The sequence below is a fragment of the Pseudoalteromonas prydzensis genome (assembly GCF_001661495.1).
GTDB classification, from domain to species: domain Bacteria; phylum Pseudomonadota; class Gammaproteobacteria; order Enterobacterales; family Alteromonadaceae; genus Pseudoalteromonas; species Pseudoalteromonas prydzensis.
The window spans coordinates 577,011-590,952 of record NZ_BDDT01000001.1 but is presented as its reverse complement, the minus strand read 5'-3'; the positions used below and the strand labels follow the sequence as shown (position 1 = coordinate 590,952).

The 13,942-nt window shown below is 41.9% G+C and carries 14 protein-coding genes; 3 read left to right on the top strand and 11 right to left on the bottom strand.

Features of this window, described 5'->3' with window-relative positions:
- Nucleotides 1-18: 18 nt before the first annotated feature.
- On the bottom strand, nt 19-816 hold the full coding sequence (locus tag A7968_RS02430; protein WP_064664974.1) for a glycosyltransferase family 25 protein: 798 nt from the start codon (nt 814-816) through the stop codon (nt 19-21).
- Nucleotides 817-1,019: 203 nt separating this feature from the next.
- Here A7968_RS02430 and A7968_RS02425 point away from each other — a divergent pair, with 203 nt between their 5' ends.
- Nucleotides 1,020-3,179, top strand: coding sequence for a S46 family peptidase (locus A7968_RS02425; RefSeq protein ID WP_064664973.1), 2,160 nt, complete (start codon nt 1,020-1,022; stop codon nt 3,177-3,179).
- A gap of 146 nt (nt 3,180-3,325) precedes the next feature.
- Here the strand turns inward: A7968_RS02425 and A7968_RS02420 are convergent, their stop codons facing one another.
- Nucleotides 3,326-3,505: a DUF1289 domain-containing protein gene (locus tag A7968_RS02420; protein ID WP_157586616.1), complete on the bottom strand. Its 180-nt coding sequence runs from the start codon at nt 3,503-3,505 to the stop codon at nt 3,326-3,328.
- Nucleotides 3,506-3,579: 74 nt separating this feature from the next.
- On the opposite strand from A7968_RS02420, the gene A7968_RS02415 reads away from it, so the two are divergent.
- The gene (locus tag A7968_RS02415) at nt 3,580-4,620 is read left to right on the top strand and encodes a S1C family serine protease (protein WP_064664972.1); all 1,041 of its coding nucleotides are present in this window, start codon (nt 3,580-3,582) and stop codon (nt 4,618-4,620) included.
- Between the two features lie 31 nt (nt 4,621-4,651).
- On the opposite strand, the gene A7968_RS02410 is transcribed toward A7968_RS02415, so the two are convergent.
- Complete coding sequence (locus tag A7968_RS02410; RefSeq protein WP_064664971.1) at nt 4,652-5,164, bottom strand: hypothetical protein; 513 nt, start codon at nt 5,162-5,164, stop codon at nt 4,652-4,654.
- 160 nt (nt 5,165-5,324) lie between these two features.
- Nucleotides 5,325-6,065 (bottom strand): DUF4097 family beta strand repeat-containing protein, encoded by a 741-nt coding sequence (locus A7968_RS02405; protein WP_064664970.1) that lies wholly within the window; start codon nt 6,063-6,065, stop codon nt 5,325-5,327.
- A 269-nt stretch (nt 6,066-6,334) separates the two neighbouring features.
- On the opposite strand from A7968_RS02405, the gene A7968_RS02400 reads away from it, so the two are divergent.
- Nucleotides 6,335-7,723, top strand: coding sequence for a serine hydrolase domain-containing protein (locus A7968_RS02400; RefSeq protein ID WP_064664969.1), 1,389 nt, complete (start codon nt 6,335-6,337; stop codon nt 7,721-7,723).
- A 55-nt stretch (nt 7,724-7,778) separates the two neighbouring features.
- Here A7968_RS02400 and hisIE read toward each other — a convergent pair whose 3' ends face one another.
- Genes hisIE through hisD form a run of 7 tightly spaced genes read right to left on the bottom strand, consistent with a single transcriptional unit; the run spans nt 7,779 to nt 13,940 of the window.
- Complete coding sequence (hisIE, locus tag A7968_RS02395) at nt 7,779-8,393, bottom strand: bifunctional phosphoribosyl-AMP cyclohydrolase/phosphoribosyl-ATP diphosphatase HisIE (protein WP_064664968.1); 615 nt, start codon at nt 8,391-8,393, stop codon at nt 7,779-7,781.
- Nucleotides 8,384-9,163: an imidazole glycerol phosphate synthase subunit HisF gene (hisF, locus tag A7968_RS02390; protein ID WP_064664967.1), complete on the bottom strand. Its 780-nt coding sequence runs from the start codon at nt 9,161-9,163 to the stop codon at nt 8,384-8,386. The genes hisIE and hisF overlap by 10 nt, the downstream gene beginning before the upstream one ends.
- Complete coding sequence (locus A7968_RS02385) at nt 9,145-9,879, bottom strand: 1-(5-phosphoribosyl)-5-[(5-phosphoribosylamino)methylideneamino] imidazole-4-carboxamide isomerase (protein ID WP_064664966.1); 735 nt, start codon at nt 9,877-9,879, stop codon at nt 9,145-9,147. The genes hisF and A7968_RS02385 overlap by 19 nt, the downstream gene beginning before the upstream one ends.
- A 26-nt stretch (nt 9,880-9,905) precedes the next feature.
- A complete protein-coding gene (gene hisH, locus A7968_RS02380; RefSeq protein ID WP_064664965.1) occupies nt 9,906-10,496 on the bottom strand; it encodes an imidazole glycerol phosphate synthase subunit HisH in 591 nt (196 codons plus the stop codon).
- On the bottom strand, nt 10,493-11,554 hold the full coding sequence (gene hisB / locus A7968_RS02375; protein WP_064664964.1) for a bifunctional histidinol-phosphatase/imidazoleglycerol-phosphate dehydratase HisB: 1,062 nt from the start codon (nt 11,552-11,554) through the stop codon (nt 10,493-10,495). Before hisB ends, hisH begins: the two co-directional genes overlap by 4 nt.
- Nucleotides 11,551-12,636 carry a histidinol-phosphate transaminase gene (hisC, locus tag A7968_RS02370; RefSeq protein ID WP_064664963.1) on the bottom strand — a complete coding sequence of 362 codons (1,086 nt, stop codon included), beginning with the start codon at nt 12,634-12,636 and terminating at the stop codon, nt 11,551-11,553. Before hisC ends, hisB begins: the two co-directional genes overlap by 4 nt.
- Nucleotides 12,633-13,940 (bottom strand): histidinol dehydrogenase, encoded by a 1,308-nt coding sequence (gene hisD, locus A7968_RS02365; RefSeq protein ID WP_064664962.1) that lies wholly within the window; start codon nt 13,938-13,940, stop codon nt 12,633-12,635. The genes hisC and hisD overlap by 4 nt, the downstream gene beginning before the upstream one ends.
- Nucleotides 13,941-13,942: the final 2 nt, after the last annotated feature.

Sequence of the window (13,942 nt, the reverse complement as noted above, 5' to 3'; positions counted from 1 at the left end):
CTGTTTTATTTTAAAAAGTTATGAGTAAAAAGGAGCAGTGGCTCCTTTTTTATTGTTTGAAGATAATGTACTTCGCTTAGTGTGTTTAATAAATGCAGCCGTGGCAAAGTGATTATTAATAGCACTGCTTAATTGCTGAACTTTTCGTGTTAAAAAAGATTTTTTAACACGCACTGCACTGCGCGATTTTATATCACTGACTTGCTCACAGTTTTGAGCAAAGGGATAGGGCAGTAACGAATACCCAGCTACTTGTGTTTCCCATATATGCTGTAAGTCACAATCAACAGGGCGGCCAAATGTGTCTGTAGCAGCTAATAATTGTTTGGCGCCTTGATAACTAATAGCAGTCGCACAACAGCCTGTCATCAATTTTTTATGAATGACTAGCTGCTGTTCATGCTGCAAAGGAACTTGGTAGGCAATAGGCCTAGTCCGGTTTTGATAAGCAGAGAGTTTTATCATCTGCCAATCAAAGGGGAGTTGTGCAATGTTTTTAATAGTATTACTGAGATCATTTTCTAAGATAAAGTCATCTTCGAGCACAATCGCGTAATCAAGCTGCCTTTCAACGATTGTTTGCCACGCTTTTCTGTGGCTTAAGTAACAGCCTATTTGCCCAACACTCAGCGGGTAGTGGTAGTTTTGCTTATTAAGGCTGGCGCTATAATGACTGTTTAGCTGCGCCTGGCTAAGTGTTGCGCCATCAACTGCATCGATACGCTCAAAACTTAGCCCATGTGCGGCTAATTGTCGTTGGCTGTTTGCTAATCGATCAGGGGAGCTAATTAGGTTTATCACAAAAATTGAAGGCATAACGGGCTACGTTTTTAGTAATAGTAAGTAAACCATAATCATCAATGATGACAATTTGATTGCACTGGCTTACTTACCCGCTAACCATGGGTTTTAAGTTTATATATTTTGTTACATTATAACGCTTACATTAATCGCAGAAATATTGACCCTCACCTGTGTTGCCGCGTAACCTGTTATAGAAACAATAAAAAGGATTAAAAATGCGTTTAAAACCTCTAATAGCAACCCTTGCTATTGCAGCCTCGGGCAGCTCATTTGCTGATGAAGGTATGTGGCAACCACATCAATTGCCAGCTCTAGAATCAATTCTTAAAGCCAAAGGGCTGGAAATCGATGCTAAATCTATTTCTAAATTAACTGAGTTTCCAATGAATGCAGTGATAAGCCTCGATGGCTGTACGGCTTCATTTGTATCGCCAAAAGGCCTTGTGGTTACTAATCATCACTGCGCTTATGGCTCTATACAATATAACTCAACACCAGAAAATAATATTTTAGAAAACGGCTTTTTGGCAAAAACACCTGCTGAAGATTTACCCGCCGCACCAGGCTCTCGGGTATACGTGACAGAAACCGTCACTGATGTGACCGACAAGGTGATAAAAGGGACTGAAAAGCTCAGCGCCAAAGCACGTTATGATGCCCTTGAGAAGAACGAAAAAGCGCTAGTCGCCCAGTGTGAAGCTGATAAAAACTACCGTTGTAATGTCTATTCATTTCACGGTGGCTTAGAATTTTATTTAATTAAATCGTTGGAAATTAAAGATGTACGTTTAGCGTACGCACCGGCGATGGGCGTAGGTAAATACGGCGGTGATATAGATAACTGGATGTGGCCGCGTCACACGGGGGATTTTTCTTTCTATCGAGCTTATGTTGGTAAAGATGGCAAACCAGCTGAGTTTAGCGAAGATAACGTTCCATATGTGCCAGATTCATACCTCAGTGTCAGCGCTAAAGGTGTGCAAGAAGGTGACTTTGTAATGGTAACGGGTTATCCGGGGCGTACTAACCGTTATCGCATTGCCGCGGAAGTCGATTATGTATTTAATACCAGCTATCCGAAATCGCGTGAGCATAATTCAAAATATGTGTCTTTGATTGAAGAGAATTCAGAAGACGGCAGTAAAGCGCGTATTGCTTATGAAAGCACCGTTGCAGGCTACAATAACTACATTAAAAACTACGGTTCAATGATAGAAAGCTTTAACAAGGGCACTATGTATGAGCGTAAAAAACAGTTTGAGCAAGATTTAACAACTTGGATAAACAGCGACCGTAAACGTAAACAACAATATGGTTCTGTGTTAAATGATTTATCAACACTGGTGGCGCAATCGCAACAGCATAATGAGCGTGACCGTATGCTCGGTTATGTACACCGCTCGCAAATGATCAGCACTGCGCGCAATTTATACCGCCTTGCTTATGAAAAGCAAAAGCCAAATGAAGAGCGTGAATCTGGTTATCAAGAGCGTGATTTACCTCGCTTTGAAGCTGGTTTAAAACGTATGACACGTCGTTATGATACAAACGTTGATAAAGCTATTTTACTGCACTTTTTAGAGTTATATGCAGCGTTGCCAAAGCAAGAACGTTTTGCTGAAGTGGATAAAGCCTTTAAGCTAGAAAATGGCTTTGATAAAGCGAAGCATAGCGCATTGCTAGATAAAATGTATGCAAATTCTACTCTTAATGATGAAGAAGTGCGCGTTGCATTATCACAGCAATCATTTGCGGAGCTTGAACAAAACCAAGATCCATTTATCCAATACGCAAAAGCAATTTTTGCTGTAATGAAAGCAGAAGAAGACAAAGACAAAGCACTTGCAGGTAAACTACAAGCGGCGCGTCCACAGCTAATGAGCGCTATCATAGCGTTTAATGAAGCACAAAATAAGCCTGTATATGCAGATGCAAATAGCACCTTAAGGGTAACGTACGGCACGGTCGGTGGTTATTCACCACAGGATGGCTTAGTAGCAACACCATTCACAACATTGGAAGGATTACTTGCTAAAAATACCAATGTTGAACCATTCAATGCGCCTGAAAATCTGCAAAAACAGATCAAAGCAAAACTGTATGGCGATTACACCGGTGGTATGAACACAGTGCCGGTTAATTTCTTATCGAATGTGGATACTACCGGCGGTAATTCAGGCTCACCAACCCTCAATGGTAAAGCTGAGCTGGTAGGTTTATTGTTTGATGGTGTTTACGAAAGTATCATTGGTGATTGGGATTATAACCCTGCACTTAATCGTTCAATCCACGTTGACTCACGTTATATGCTGTGGGTGATGGATAAAGTAGATAACGCACAAAACTTATTAGACGAAATGAAAATCGTAAAATAAGTTATAAGAAAATCAATAGGGCGCTCAGAGTAGCGCCCTTTTTCCTTTGTAAATTATAGCAATCGACTTAAATATCTCAATTATTAAGGTAATAATAAAGATTAGCAGGAGAAGCCAGCGTCGCTTTATAATATGAGTTACACTCTTTAGCCTTTTCTTGGGGTTGCTAAGATCGCTTGTTTTTCGCTATCAGATAAAATAATCCAATCAAAAATTTCATCACTAGTTCGGCCACATCCTTCGCAAATCCCTTTACGACGATCGCATTGCCCTATGCAGTCTGTTTTATACGCAGATGTTGGTTTTTTAATTTTCTTTGTCGCCATAATAGGAAAGTTCGCTGTACTTTTTAAAGAGTCTGGGGTTTACTAATAATGATTATTCATAAAAGGGTTAAGTAATGAAATTATTCTTTCTAGTCTGCTTAGGCTTAGTTACAAGCTTAGCAAACGCAAAAGATTATAGCAGCTTGTATGAAAAACTCGACCAATCAGTGGTGGTTATTTACGCCGATACGGACTTACAGCGAATTGAAAATGATCGCGCGGTAAAAACGACGTCAAGTAGTTTGGGCACCGGCTCCATTATTAATGATGAAGGACTTATTTTAACAGCAGCACATGTGGTAAATGATGCGGATGAGTTAACGGTTGATGTACCAAATCGTGGACATTTTAAAGCAAAGGTACTAGCCAGTTATGCTCCTGCTGATATTGCGCTCATAAAATTGATCAGTACCGAGACTGATTTTAAAACTATAAAAATAGCGGACTCTGATAAAACAGCAATTGGCGAAGAAGTGTTTATAATTGGCACTCCTTATGGTTTGAGTCATACCTTAACGGTCGGGCATTTAAGTGGTCGTCGTATTCACCCAAGTAGTGATGAAAATCTGAAACTAGAATTTTTACAAACCGATGCTGCCATTAATCAGGGCAATTCTGGCGGCCCTATGTTTAATCAAAAAGGGCAGCTGATTGGTGTAGTCAGTTATATTCAAACACAATCAGGCGGTAATGAAGGCTTGGGTTTTGCTGCCAGCAGTAACCTTGTTAAGCAAATGCTGATTGAGCGACCGACTATTTGGTTTGGTACTCACTATACAACTTTACCCAGTGGTATTACTGCGGCGTTAAACATTCCACAGCGTTCAGGGTTATTAATCGAGCGAGTTTCTAAGCAAAGCTTTGCTGATCAAGTGGGTTTAAAAGGCGGCTTGGTACAGGCCGTTATTCAAGGGCAACCTTTAACACTTGGCGGCGATGTGATTTTAGCGGTAGGACCGCATGTGATCACTGGAGAAAAGACCAATATTGAACGTATCACCAGCTACATCAAAGAGCTCAAAGCTGGCACCGCTATTGAGTTTACCTTAATGCGGGCAGGGCACGTCATTAAGTTATCAGCGCCAAAGCCAGCCACTCATATAAAGTTACTTTAAAATAAATAAGGCCACATTGCAGTGGCCATACTTATTTACCTTCGACAGGCTTACCAATTTCTAATGACGTTGACCATGGCGTTGAACGCGATAACGTTTTACCGGTATGAATTGAGATCACAGGCGTTGATTCATCAAGTACGAAAGTAGTTCGCATTGATTCTGCTGATTCTTTTTGTTGTTCATGCCAATTGTTTGCGGCTAAGCATTCTCGGGTAAAATTAACTGCTTTTTGATGTATCGCAACTGCTTGAGTTTGTTCTTTGTAATTATCTTGGCAACGGTAGGTTACAGTATCTGCATCCAGTGCGGTGATCTGACACTGATCACCTACTAAATTATATTTAGCTGTCCAGGTTTCCATGTATTTAGTGTTAACGCGGGTACGCTTTAAACCTTCAAAGCGTTTATCGTAAGAGGCTAATAGCCCATTAATTTTTTCACAAGGCGTAAGATTATCAATTTTTGCTTGTTGCTCAGGCGCTAATGACGTACAGCCTGCTAAAATAACACCAGTAAATAATACCGTTAAAGATTTTTTCATAGTGCGCTATCCTTTTGTAATAGCTAATCCTTCGAAGTTCCTTAAAGGATACCTAAGGGCTTGAAAAAATGCCATTAAAGACTAAAAAATAACGCTATAAATTAAACATTTTAAAAGTGCACAGCGAGACGACTGCCAATGCACCTTGTTAGTAAATAATTTATAGGTTTTGTTTTGGCACATTATTTACCGTAACAGAGCCAGAACCATCAGATAACAAGGTAAAGCTTGCTGCTTTATCAACGGTAATGCCTCCTGAGCCATCAGAAATGCTGACATCGCCCTGAGTATTTTTTACATATATACTGCCAGAGCCATCGCTAATTTTTACGTTCTGCTCACTATTTACAAGCTCAATACTTCCTGAGCCGTCATGAATGTTCACATTACCAATAATATTACGTGCCTCAATTGCCCCCGATCCATCTTCAATGTCTAGATCGCCTGCGATATTACGCACTTGTATTTCACCTGAACCATCGTGAATTGTTGTAGTTGCGGTGTTTTCAATTGCAATTGCGCCAGAACCATCAGTAATATCAAGAGTAAATGCTTTCGGTATTGATACCGTTAAATCAATACGTGTTTGTTGATCATTACTGTTATTACAATTATTTGCGGTGAGCTTTGCTGCAGTGCCTTGTTTCGCTAAATTTAGACAATAATTTTTGTGCGCTTCATATTGATAAATTTCGGCCTTTACAGTGATTGAATCTGTCTCAGTGCCAACAATCGTTAAGAAACCAGCGCCGGCTTCGACATTTAATGCCGTTAACGATTGAGTATCAAGTGTCAGCTGTTTTGTGTCTTGTAATGTCATATCGTTATTCCACCAAGCCAGAGCTTGAGCCGAAACTAATACTGCGCCAATCAGTGTTACTCGTGTAAATACGTTGTTCATTATTATTCCCTTTTATTATGTGGTGTTTTTAGTTTAGTCGCATACAGCGATTGAAAAGGTTTAAAGGAATAAAAAATAAACGGCTGAGTTTTAATTGTTGCATAAGTTAAGTTGCTGGTCGCTAATAAAGGCATAGCCACCGTAAAGTTATTTAATTGCTAAAAGGATCTGCTAACTTTAATAATAACAACAGCATTTGGCGCAAAGAAGTATAGTATAACGGCTTTGTATTGTTGAATCTTAGTAGGACAAATTTAGTAGGATAAATAATGAAAAAAATAAATTTCCTCTGTGCACTGCTTTACGTATCTGCAACAGCATCAGCGCAAGAAACTGACACCACCATCAATGCGTATGCGGCAGGTTATGTGGCAAACTTTACCTGTAGTGCAACGTTTAATAGTAAAAAAACAACAGCACAAATTAAACACGATGAGCTAACCGGTATCTATTCAGTCATAGCTGATAAAGTCGCCGCTTTATCGGCCAAAGTTGATAAAGAGCATAAGCGGGTTGTTGTTAGTTATGATAATGGCGCACATCAGCGTATATCTGTATGGCGACCGCGTTTAGGGTGTGTCGACTTACCTGTTGGTGCAACTGTGGATCAGGCTGCGTTGGTGTTATCGCCATTTAGTGAAAACTTAGCTGATAAGCCTGATACCGGTGCGCCTTGGACTAAACGTAATGGGGTGAATAACAAAACAGCTAACCATGCATTGAATAAAGTCATCGAGCAAGCATTCACTAAGCATTACGGTGAAGGGGCAAGAACCTCGGCTATTTTAATTGCGACACCTGATGCTATTTTAGCTGAACACTATAAACCTGGGTTTACCCCAGAGACGGCTCAACGTACTTGGTCAGTAGCAAAGAGTATTGGGGCAAGCATAATAGGTGTTGCGCTACAACAAAAGCGCCTTGAGGTTACTCAGTCTGCGGGCCTAAGCAGTTGGTCACATGCGTTAGATCCACGTAATAAAATTACGCTACAGCATTTATTACATATGGCTTCCGGGCTTGATAGTAATGTTGCAGGAAATCGTACAGACAGAGTGTATATGGGCGGTGGTTTAGTCTCAGATACCGCAACTCATACGGCATTAGAGGTTGAACCTGGTAGCCGTTGGAAGTATGCCAATAACGATACTATGTTAGCAATGCGTACGCTACGTGAGACTTTCGATGATGAATTAACTTACCTTACTTATCCGTATAAAAATTTACTCGATAAAATTGGGATGCAACATACCTTTTTGGAAACTGATTGGCGCAGTGATTTTATTTTATCGTCGCAGGTTTGGACCACATCACGGGATTTGGCTCGTTTGGGGTTATTACATTTGCATAACGGAAAATGGAATAATGAGCAATTACTGCCAAGTAATTGGCTAACTTACATAAGTACACCAGCGATGGCACAACCACCACTTAAATCGCCTGGTTACGGAGCACAGTGGTGGCTTTATAATGAGCGTTTTCCGCAGTTACCTAATGACACCATTGCTGCACGGGGTAATCGTGGTCAATATTTGGTTATTATTCCGAGTAAACAATTGATCATAGTTAGGCGAGGTTACGATCTTGCTGGCCAACAAGGATTTAGCGAACATGATTTTACCCGTGATGTACTTGCAGCATTAGATGATAAAGCTTGAGCTACAATTTAGTAGCTAAAAAATACTTAGCGCGGCACCAGGGCCGCGCAAAATATTATTTATGACGACCTTGCAGACACGCAACCACGTCTTTTAATTCTAAGCCTTGGCGCTGTAGTAACACGATTAGGTGATATAGCAAATCAGCAGATTCATTGGTCAACTCTTCGTTATCGTGTTTCATCGCAGCTAGGGCAACCTCAACACCTTCTTCACCGACTTTTTGACAGCTACGGCTTAAGTCTTTCGCAAACAAAGAAGCAGTGTAGCTTTGTTCTGGATCATCGTTTTTACGTTCAACAATCACTTGCTCAAGTTGGGCTAAGAAGCTTAATGCAGGTTTTGCAGCATCACCAAAGCAACTTTGTGTGCCCAAGTGACACGTTGGCCCAAGTGGATTGGCAAGCACTAAAATAGAGTCATAATCGCAATCAGTATGCACTGACACCACTTCTAAGTAATTCTCAGAGGTTTCACCTTTGGTCCATAAACGATTTTTTGAACGCGAGTAAAAGGTCACTTTTTGCTTTTCAAAGGTGACTTCAAGTGATTCTTGGTTCATAAAACCTTGCATTAAAATAACCCCAGTGCGAGCATCTTGTACGATAGCTGGGATCAATTCGCTTTTTGCAAAATCAACTTGGGTAAGGTTTTGTTTGGTTAGTTGCATAGTCGCGCCGCCACTTGGTTATCGGTTAAATATTGTTTTAATTCGCCAATGTTGATCACATTTTTATGAAATACGCTGGCTGCGAGTGCACCATCAACGTGGCTTTGTTTAAATACATCAACAAAATCTTGCATGGTGCCAGCACCACCTGAGGCAATAAGGGGAATATCACACAAAGCACGCATTTTAGATAGCTGCTGGTTATCATAACCATTACGTACACCATCTTGGTTCATGCAGTTTAGTACGATTTCTCCTGCACCTAAGTCTTGCACTCGCTTTACCCACTCCTCGGTCTTATAGCGGGTGCGGCTTGATGCATTCGGATCGCCAGTAAGCTGATAAACTAGGTATTCACCAGTTGTTTCATCATAAAAGCTATCAATACCGACCACCACACATTGCTTACCAAACTCATCATGTAGTTCTTTAATGAGCTCAGGGCGCGCAATAGCAGGGCTGTTTATACTGATTTTATCCGCGCCGCGCTCAAGTACGCGCGCTGCATCGGCTACAGATTTAATACCACCGGCTACACAAAACGGAATATCAATATGACGCGCTATGCTTTCAACCCAATTTACATCGAGTAGGCGTTTTTCAACGCTTGCGCTAATTTCATAAAAAACCAATTCGTCTGCGCCAGCTTCACTGTAAGCTTGCGCAAGCGTTAAAATATCACCAACGATTTCGTGACCTTTAAATTTTACGCCTTTCACTACTTGGCCGTCTTTGACATCTAAGCATGGGATTATGCGTTTTGATAACATGCTAACGCCTCCTCAACATTAAATGCGCCATCAAGCAGTGACTTACCTAAAATAACGCCGCCAACGCCCAGCTCTTTAAGCTTTTTAATGTCATCAAGTGAGCTTACGCCACCAGATGCTTGCACTTTAATGTCGCCATTATGGTTCGCTAAATCTTGGTACAGAGCGAAAGAGGGGCCGGTCATGGTGCCATCTTTACTGATGTCCGTACATAGAAAATCAATCACGCCCAATGCCACATAAAAATCGACTAATTCAAATAAGCCAAACTCAGACTCACTTAACCAACCGTGGGTAGCAGGGGCCCAGCCGCTTGTGGTTTTATTAACATCTAGGGCGATTACAAAGTGCTTGGCAGCGAATTTTTCAATCCAGCTTTTTACTTCATCGCGTTTTTCAACCGCCATAGAGCCAATTACTACTTGGTTAGCACCGGCTTTAAGCCAGTCGCTTACGTCTTGCTCAGTACGAATACCGCCACCGACTTGATAGGGTACATTAAGTGCTTTGGTGGCCGCTTGAATGTGTTGCCATTGCTTTTTGCTTGGATCGCGGGCACCTTCTAAATCAACCAAGTGCAATTTACCTGCGCCGCTTTGTGCATACTCTTGTAATCGTGCACCAAGTTCAAAGGGATAAAACTGCGCTGTGTCGTACTTACCTTGGTATAAACGTACGATTTGATTTTGTAATACATCTAATGCTGGAATAATCACGTTGAATTCTCTTTATTAATAGTTGATTAAACTTGCCAGTCTAAAAAGTTTTGTAATAACCGTGTGCCGACTTTAGCACTACGCTCCGGGTGAAATTGCATACCTGCGTAGTTGTCGTTGGCAACAATTGCTGAAAAGGTTTGCCCGTATTCGCCACTCACAAGGGTGGCATCATTTACGGTATGAGCAAAGCTATGCACAAAATACACTTGGTCATTGACATCAAGGCCTTTAGTGAGCGCATGCGCACGGTTAACGTTCAGGTTATTCCAGCCCATGTGCGGCGAGGTTAAATTGCCAACATCCAGCGCTTTAACTTGTCCTGGGATTTTACCTAAGCACTGTACATTACCTTCTTCAGTGCTGTCGCATAAAAGCTGCATACCTAAACAAATCCCCATCAGCGGGCGTTGGTATTCATTGATTGCCTGTTGCCAACCGCCTTCTACCAAGCGTTTCATGGCAACAGAGGCGTGGCCTACGCCCGGTAAAATGGCGCGTTCAAAGTTTTTAAGTTGCTCAGGTGAAGTGATCACCTCTGGCGTCTGGCCAAGGCGTTCAAATGCAAAGCGCACTGAGTTGATATTGGCACAACCGGTATTAATGATGGCAATCATAAACACCCCTTAGAGCTGGCTGTTTGTTGGCTAGCATCAGCCGCAATGGCCATACGTAGCGCACGAGAAAACGCTTTAAACAAACCTTCAACTTGGTGATGACAGTTACCGTCGCTCACAGACAATATTAAACTAATTGCAGCATTGTCGCTTAAACTTTTGAAAAAGTGCTCAACCATTTGCACATCTAGATCACCGGCTTTTTCACGGCTAAAGTTGGCGTTTAGTACAAACGAAGCACGCCCTGATAAATCGATTTGCGCTTCCGCTTTGCATTCATCCATTGGTAGCGCAAAACCATAACGAGCAATTTGCGATTTAGTACCTAGTGCTTCTTTTAATGCAAGGCCCAGCGCAATACCAATGTCTTCAACCAAGTGGTGCTCATCAATGTGTAAATCACCTTTAGCTTGAATATCTAGGCCGATGTTGGCGTGAGTACGAATTTGATCGAGCATGTGATCAAAAAAGCCAAGGCCTGTGCTTATTTCACCGTTTTTAGTTTGATCTAAATTGAGTTTTACATCTATTTGCGTTTCTTTGGTATTACGAGTAACTCGGCCTTGGCGATCTGCAGTGGTGAGTTTAGTGACAATTGCATTCCAATCGCCGTCATACAAAATGCCTTCACAGCATAAGTTTTGCGCAAGACCAATATCCGTTTGGCGGTCGCCAATCACAAAAGAGCGACCTAAATCAACTTTACCAGAGCGCATAAGCTCGGTGAGTAGGCCGGTTTTCGGTTTACGGCAATCACAGTTTTGCTGATCAAAGTGAGGGCAAATTAATACGTCGTCAAACTTAATCCCTTGGCTTGATAAAATATCCATCATTTTATCTTGAGCGATATCAAAGTCAGCGGTTGGGAAGCTGTCTGTGCCTAAACCATCTTGGTTTGACACCATCACTAAACGATAACCAGCAGCTTGTAATTGTAATAATGCAGGGATCACATTGGGCAAAAAGGCCAGCTTTTCTAAGCTGTCTACTTGTTTGTCTGTGATTGGCTCTTCGATAATCGTACCGTCACGGTCGATAAATAAATACGGGTTACTCATGATACTTCCTGCTCTTTTTGCGTGGTAGATTGGCTTAAGCCATCTAACCAAATTTTTACTTGTTCTAATTCTTGTTCATTACCAATTGAAATGCGTAACCAATCGTTTTCACCGTATAAAGTAAATGCACGCATCACTAAACCTTGCTCAAGTGCAACGTGAAAGCTGTTTTTATCGGCAAGCTTAAGTGTGACAAAGTTACCTTCACCACTGAGCACGTGTAAAACCGCAGGAGACGCTGCTAACCATTGCTTAAGCTTAACTTTTAGGGCGTTTAAAATGGTGACTTGGCGACGCATTGAGGTAATTGCATCTGGGCTTAGAGCGCTTGCAGCAATACTCGCGACCACAGTTGACACAGGATACGGCGCGATCACTTTACGTATTGGCGCAAGTACCGACGCTTGGGCTAGGGTAAAGCCAGTACGAAGGCCTGCTAACGCAAACGCTTTTGAAAGTGTACGCAGCACAACTAGGTTGGCAAATTCATTAATAAGGCTGCTTGCGCTTTGCTCAGGGCAAAACTCAATATATGCTTCATCAACAATCACCAAGGCTTTATCAGTTAAGGCTGTGGCAATGGCTTTGATTTTATCAAGCGATGTTAAACTGCCAGTAGGGTTATTGGGGTTGCAAATAAACACTAATTTACTATTACCAACAGCTGTGATTATTTCATCAACTGAGCCATCTAACAGCAGCGCTTGGCTTAAACCGTTAATCGCTACATTGTGAGTATCTGCCGTTACTTTATACATACCATAAGTTGGTAAGAATAACGCAACTGAATCTTGCCCTGGCTGGCAATAGGTGCGCACCAGAAGCTCAATTCCTTCATCTGCACCGCGGGTCATCAATACGTGCTCAGGTGTTAATTGCGCGTAAGTTGCATAACTGTTTATCACAGTTGCAGGCTGCGGATCTGGGTAGCGGTTTAAATCTTCAATACTGATATTAACGCTTTTTACATACGGACTTTCGTTGGCATTTAGCCATGTTGTGCCGGTAAGTTTTTCACTTTTTGCTGAGCTATATGCTGCTAATGCATCAATATTGGCTGGTAATAAGGGGTTATTACTCATTGTTCATTACCTCTATTCATGGCCTCTAAACGTACCTTTACAGCATTTGCGTGGGCATCAAGTCCTTCTGCATCAGCCAGAGGTAATATTGCTTTTGATAAGTTTCTTAACCCATTTTGGGTGATTGTTTGTACGGTATAAGTACGGAAAAAATCCAGTAAATTTAAACTTGAGTACGTGGCACTGTAACCATATGTCGGTAACACGTGATTCGTACCCGAGGCGTAATCACCTGCGGACTCTGGCGTGTAGTCACCCACAAAGACAGAGCCGGCATTTTTTACTTTAGCTAAATACGGGTTCGCGTCCGCTAATTGCAAAATTAAGTGTTCAGGGCCATATTGCGCTGATACATCAAATGCTTGCTCGATTGAATCAACCAAAATAAGCGATGAATTAGCCAATGCTTTTGCTGCAATATCTTGTCGTGATAGTTTGGCTAGCTGACGCTCAATAGCTTGTTCAGTTCGGGTGATAGTCAATTCACTGTTACTCAGTAAAATAACTTGTGAGTCTGCACCGTGCTCTGCTTGAGATAATAAATCTGCGGCAATAAATTCAGGGTTAGCACGCTCATCAGCAATCACCAATACCTCAGAAGGGCCCGCTGGCATATCTATTGCCATACCAGGAATTGTTTGTGCAACAAGTTGTTTAGCCATAGTCACAAAGCTGTTACCTGGACCAAAGATCTTATTCACCTTAGGCACAGAGTCTGTACCATAGGCCATTGCGGCGATTGCACCGGCGCCGCCACTTTCGACGATTGTTTTGATACCGCATAATTTAGCCGCATATAAAATTGCTGGATTGATTGGTAAGTCGCCTTGTACTGGTGTTGCTAACACTACAGTACTTGCGCCGCTTAACTGTGCAAGCACACCTTGCATAATCACCGACGAAGGTAAAGGTGCACTACCACCAGGTACGTAAATACCAACCGCTTCGATAGCTTGATATTTTAGTTCACACAACACGCCAGGTTGAGTGGTCAACTTAATATCTTTAGGTAGTTGTGCTTGGTGAAAACGTTTCACATTGGCATAAGCCGTATCAATCGCATATTTAAGCTCAGGACTTAGCTGTTGCACAGCATTATTTATCTCGTCTTGTGGCACTAATAACCGTGGCTTTTCACGGTTATCAAATTGCTTCGCCATATCGAGTAGGGCACCATCGCCTTGCTCTTTTACATTCGCCATAATCGTTTGGCAAATGTCTTCAACTTCAGCACTTGCACTGACAGCAGGGCGCATAAGCGCCGCACTTTGTGCATCTGCGGATACCTCATTCCAGCGCAGCATTG

What these genes read in the sequence shown, in the direction of transcription:
- hisIE (WP_064664968.1), bottom strand. Translation starts at nt 8,393, where the DNA reads ATGCAACTAACCAAACAAAACCTTACCCAAGTTGATTTTGCAAAAAGC.
- A7968_RS02400 (WP_064664969.1), top strand. Translation starts at nt 6,335, where the DNA reads ATGAAAAAAATAAATTTCCTCTGTGCACTGCTTTACGTATCTGCAACA.
- A7968_RS02405 (WP_064664970.1), bottom strand. Translation starts at nt 6,065, where the DNA reads ATGAACAACGTATTTACACGAGTAACACTGATTGGCGCAGTATTAGTT.
- hisC (WP_064664963.1), bottom strand. Translation starts at nt 12,636, where the DNA reads ATGAGTAATAACCCCTTATTACCAGCCAATATTGATGCATTAGCAGCA.
- A7968_RS02420 (WP_157586616.1), bottom strand. Translation starts at nt 3,505, where the DNA reads ATGGCGACAAAGAAAATTAAAAAACCAACATCTGCGTATAAAACAGAC.
- A7968_RS02425 (WP_064664973.1), top strand. Translation starts at nt 1,020, where the DNA reads ATGCGTTTAAAACCTCTAATAGCAACCCTTGCTATTGCAGCCTCGGGC.
- hisF (WP_064664967.1), bottom strand. Translation starts at nt 9,163, where the DNA reads ATGTTATCAAAACGCATAATCCCATGCTTAGATGTCAAAGACGGCCAA.
- A7968_RS02410 (WP_064664971.1), bottom strand. Translation starts at nt 5,164, where the DNA reads ATGAAAAAATCTTTAACGGTATTATTTACTGGTGTTATTTTAGCAGGC.
- A7968_RS02415 (WP_064664972.1), top strand. Translation starts at nt 3,580, where the DNA reads ATGAAATTATTCTTTCTAGTCTGCTTAGGCTTAGTTACAAGCTTAGCA.
- hisB (WP_064664964.1), bottom strand. Translation starts at nt 11,554, where the DNA reads ATGAGTAACCCGTATTTATTTATCGACCGTGACGGTACGATTATCGAA.
- A7968_RS02430 (WP_064664974.1), bottom strand. Translation starts at nt 816, where the DNA reads ATGCCTTCAATTTTTGTGATAAACCTAATTAGCTCCCCTGATCGATTA.
- hisH (WP_064664965.1), bottom strand. Translation starts at nt 10,496, where the DNA reads ATGATTGCCATCATTAATACCGGTTGTGCCAATATCAACTCAGTGCGC.
- hisD (WP_064664962.1), bottom strand. Translation starts at nt 13,940, where the DNA reads ATGCTGCGCTGGAATGAGGTATCCGCAGATGCACAAAGTGCGGCGCTT.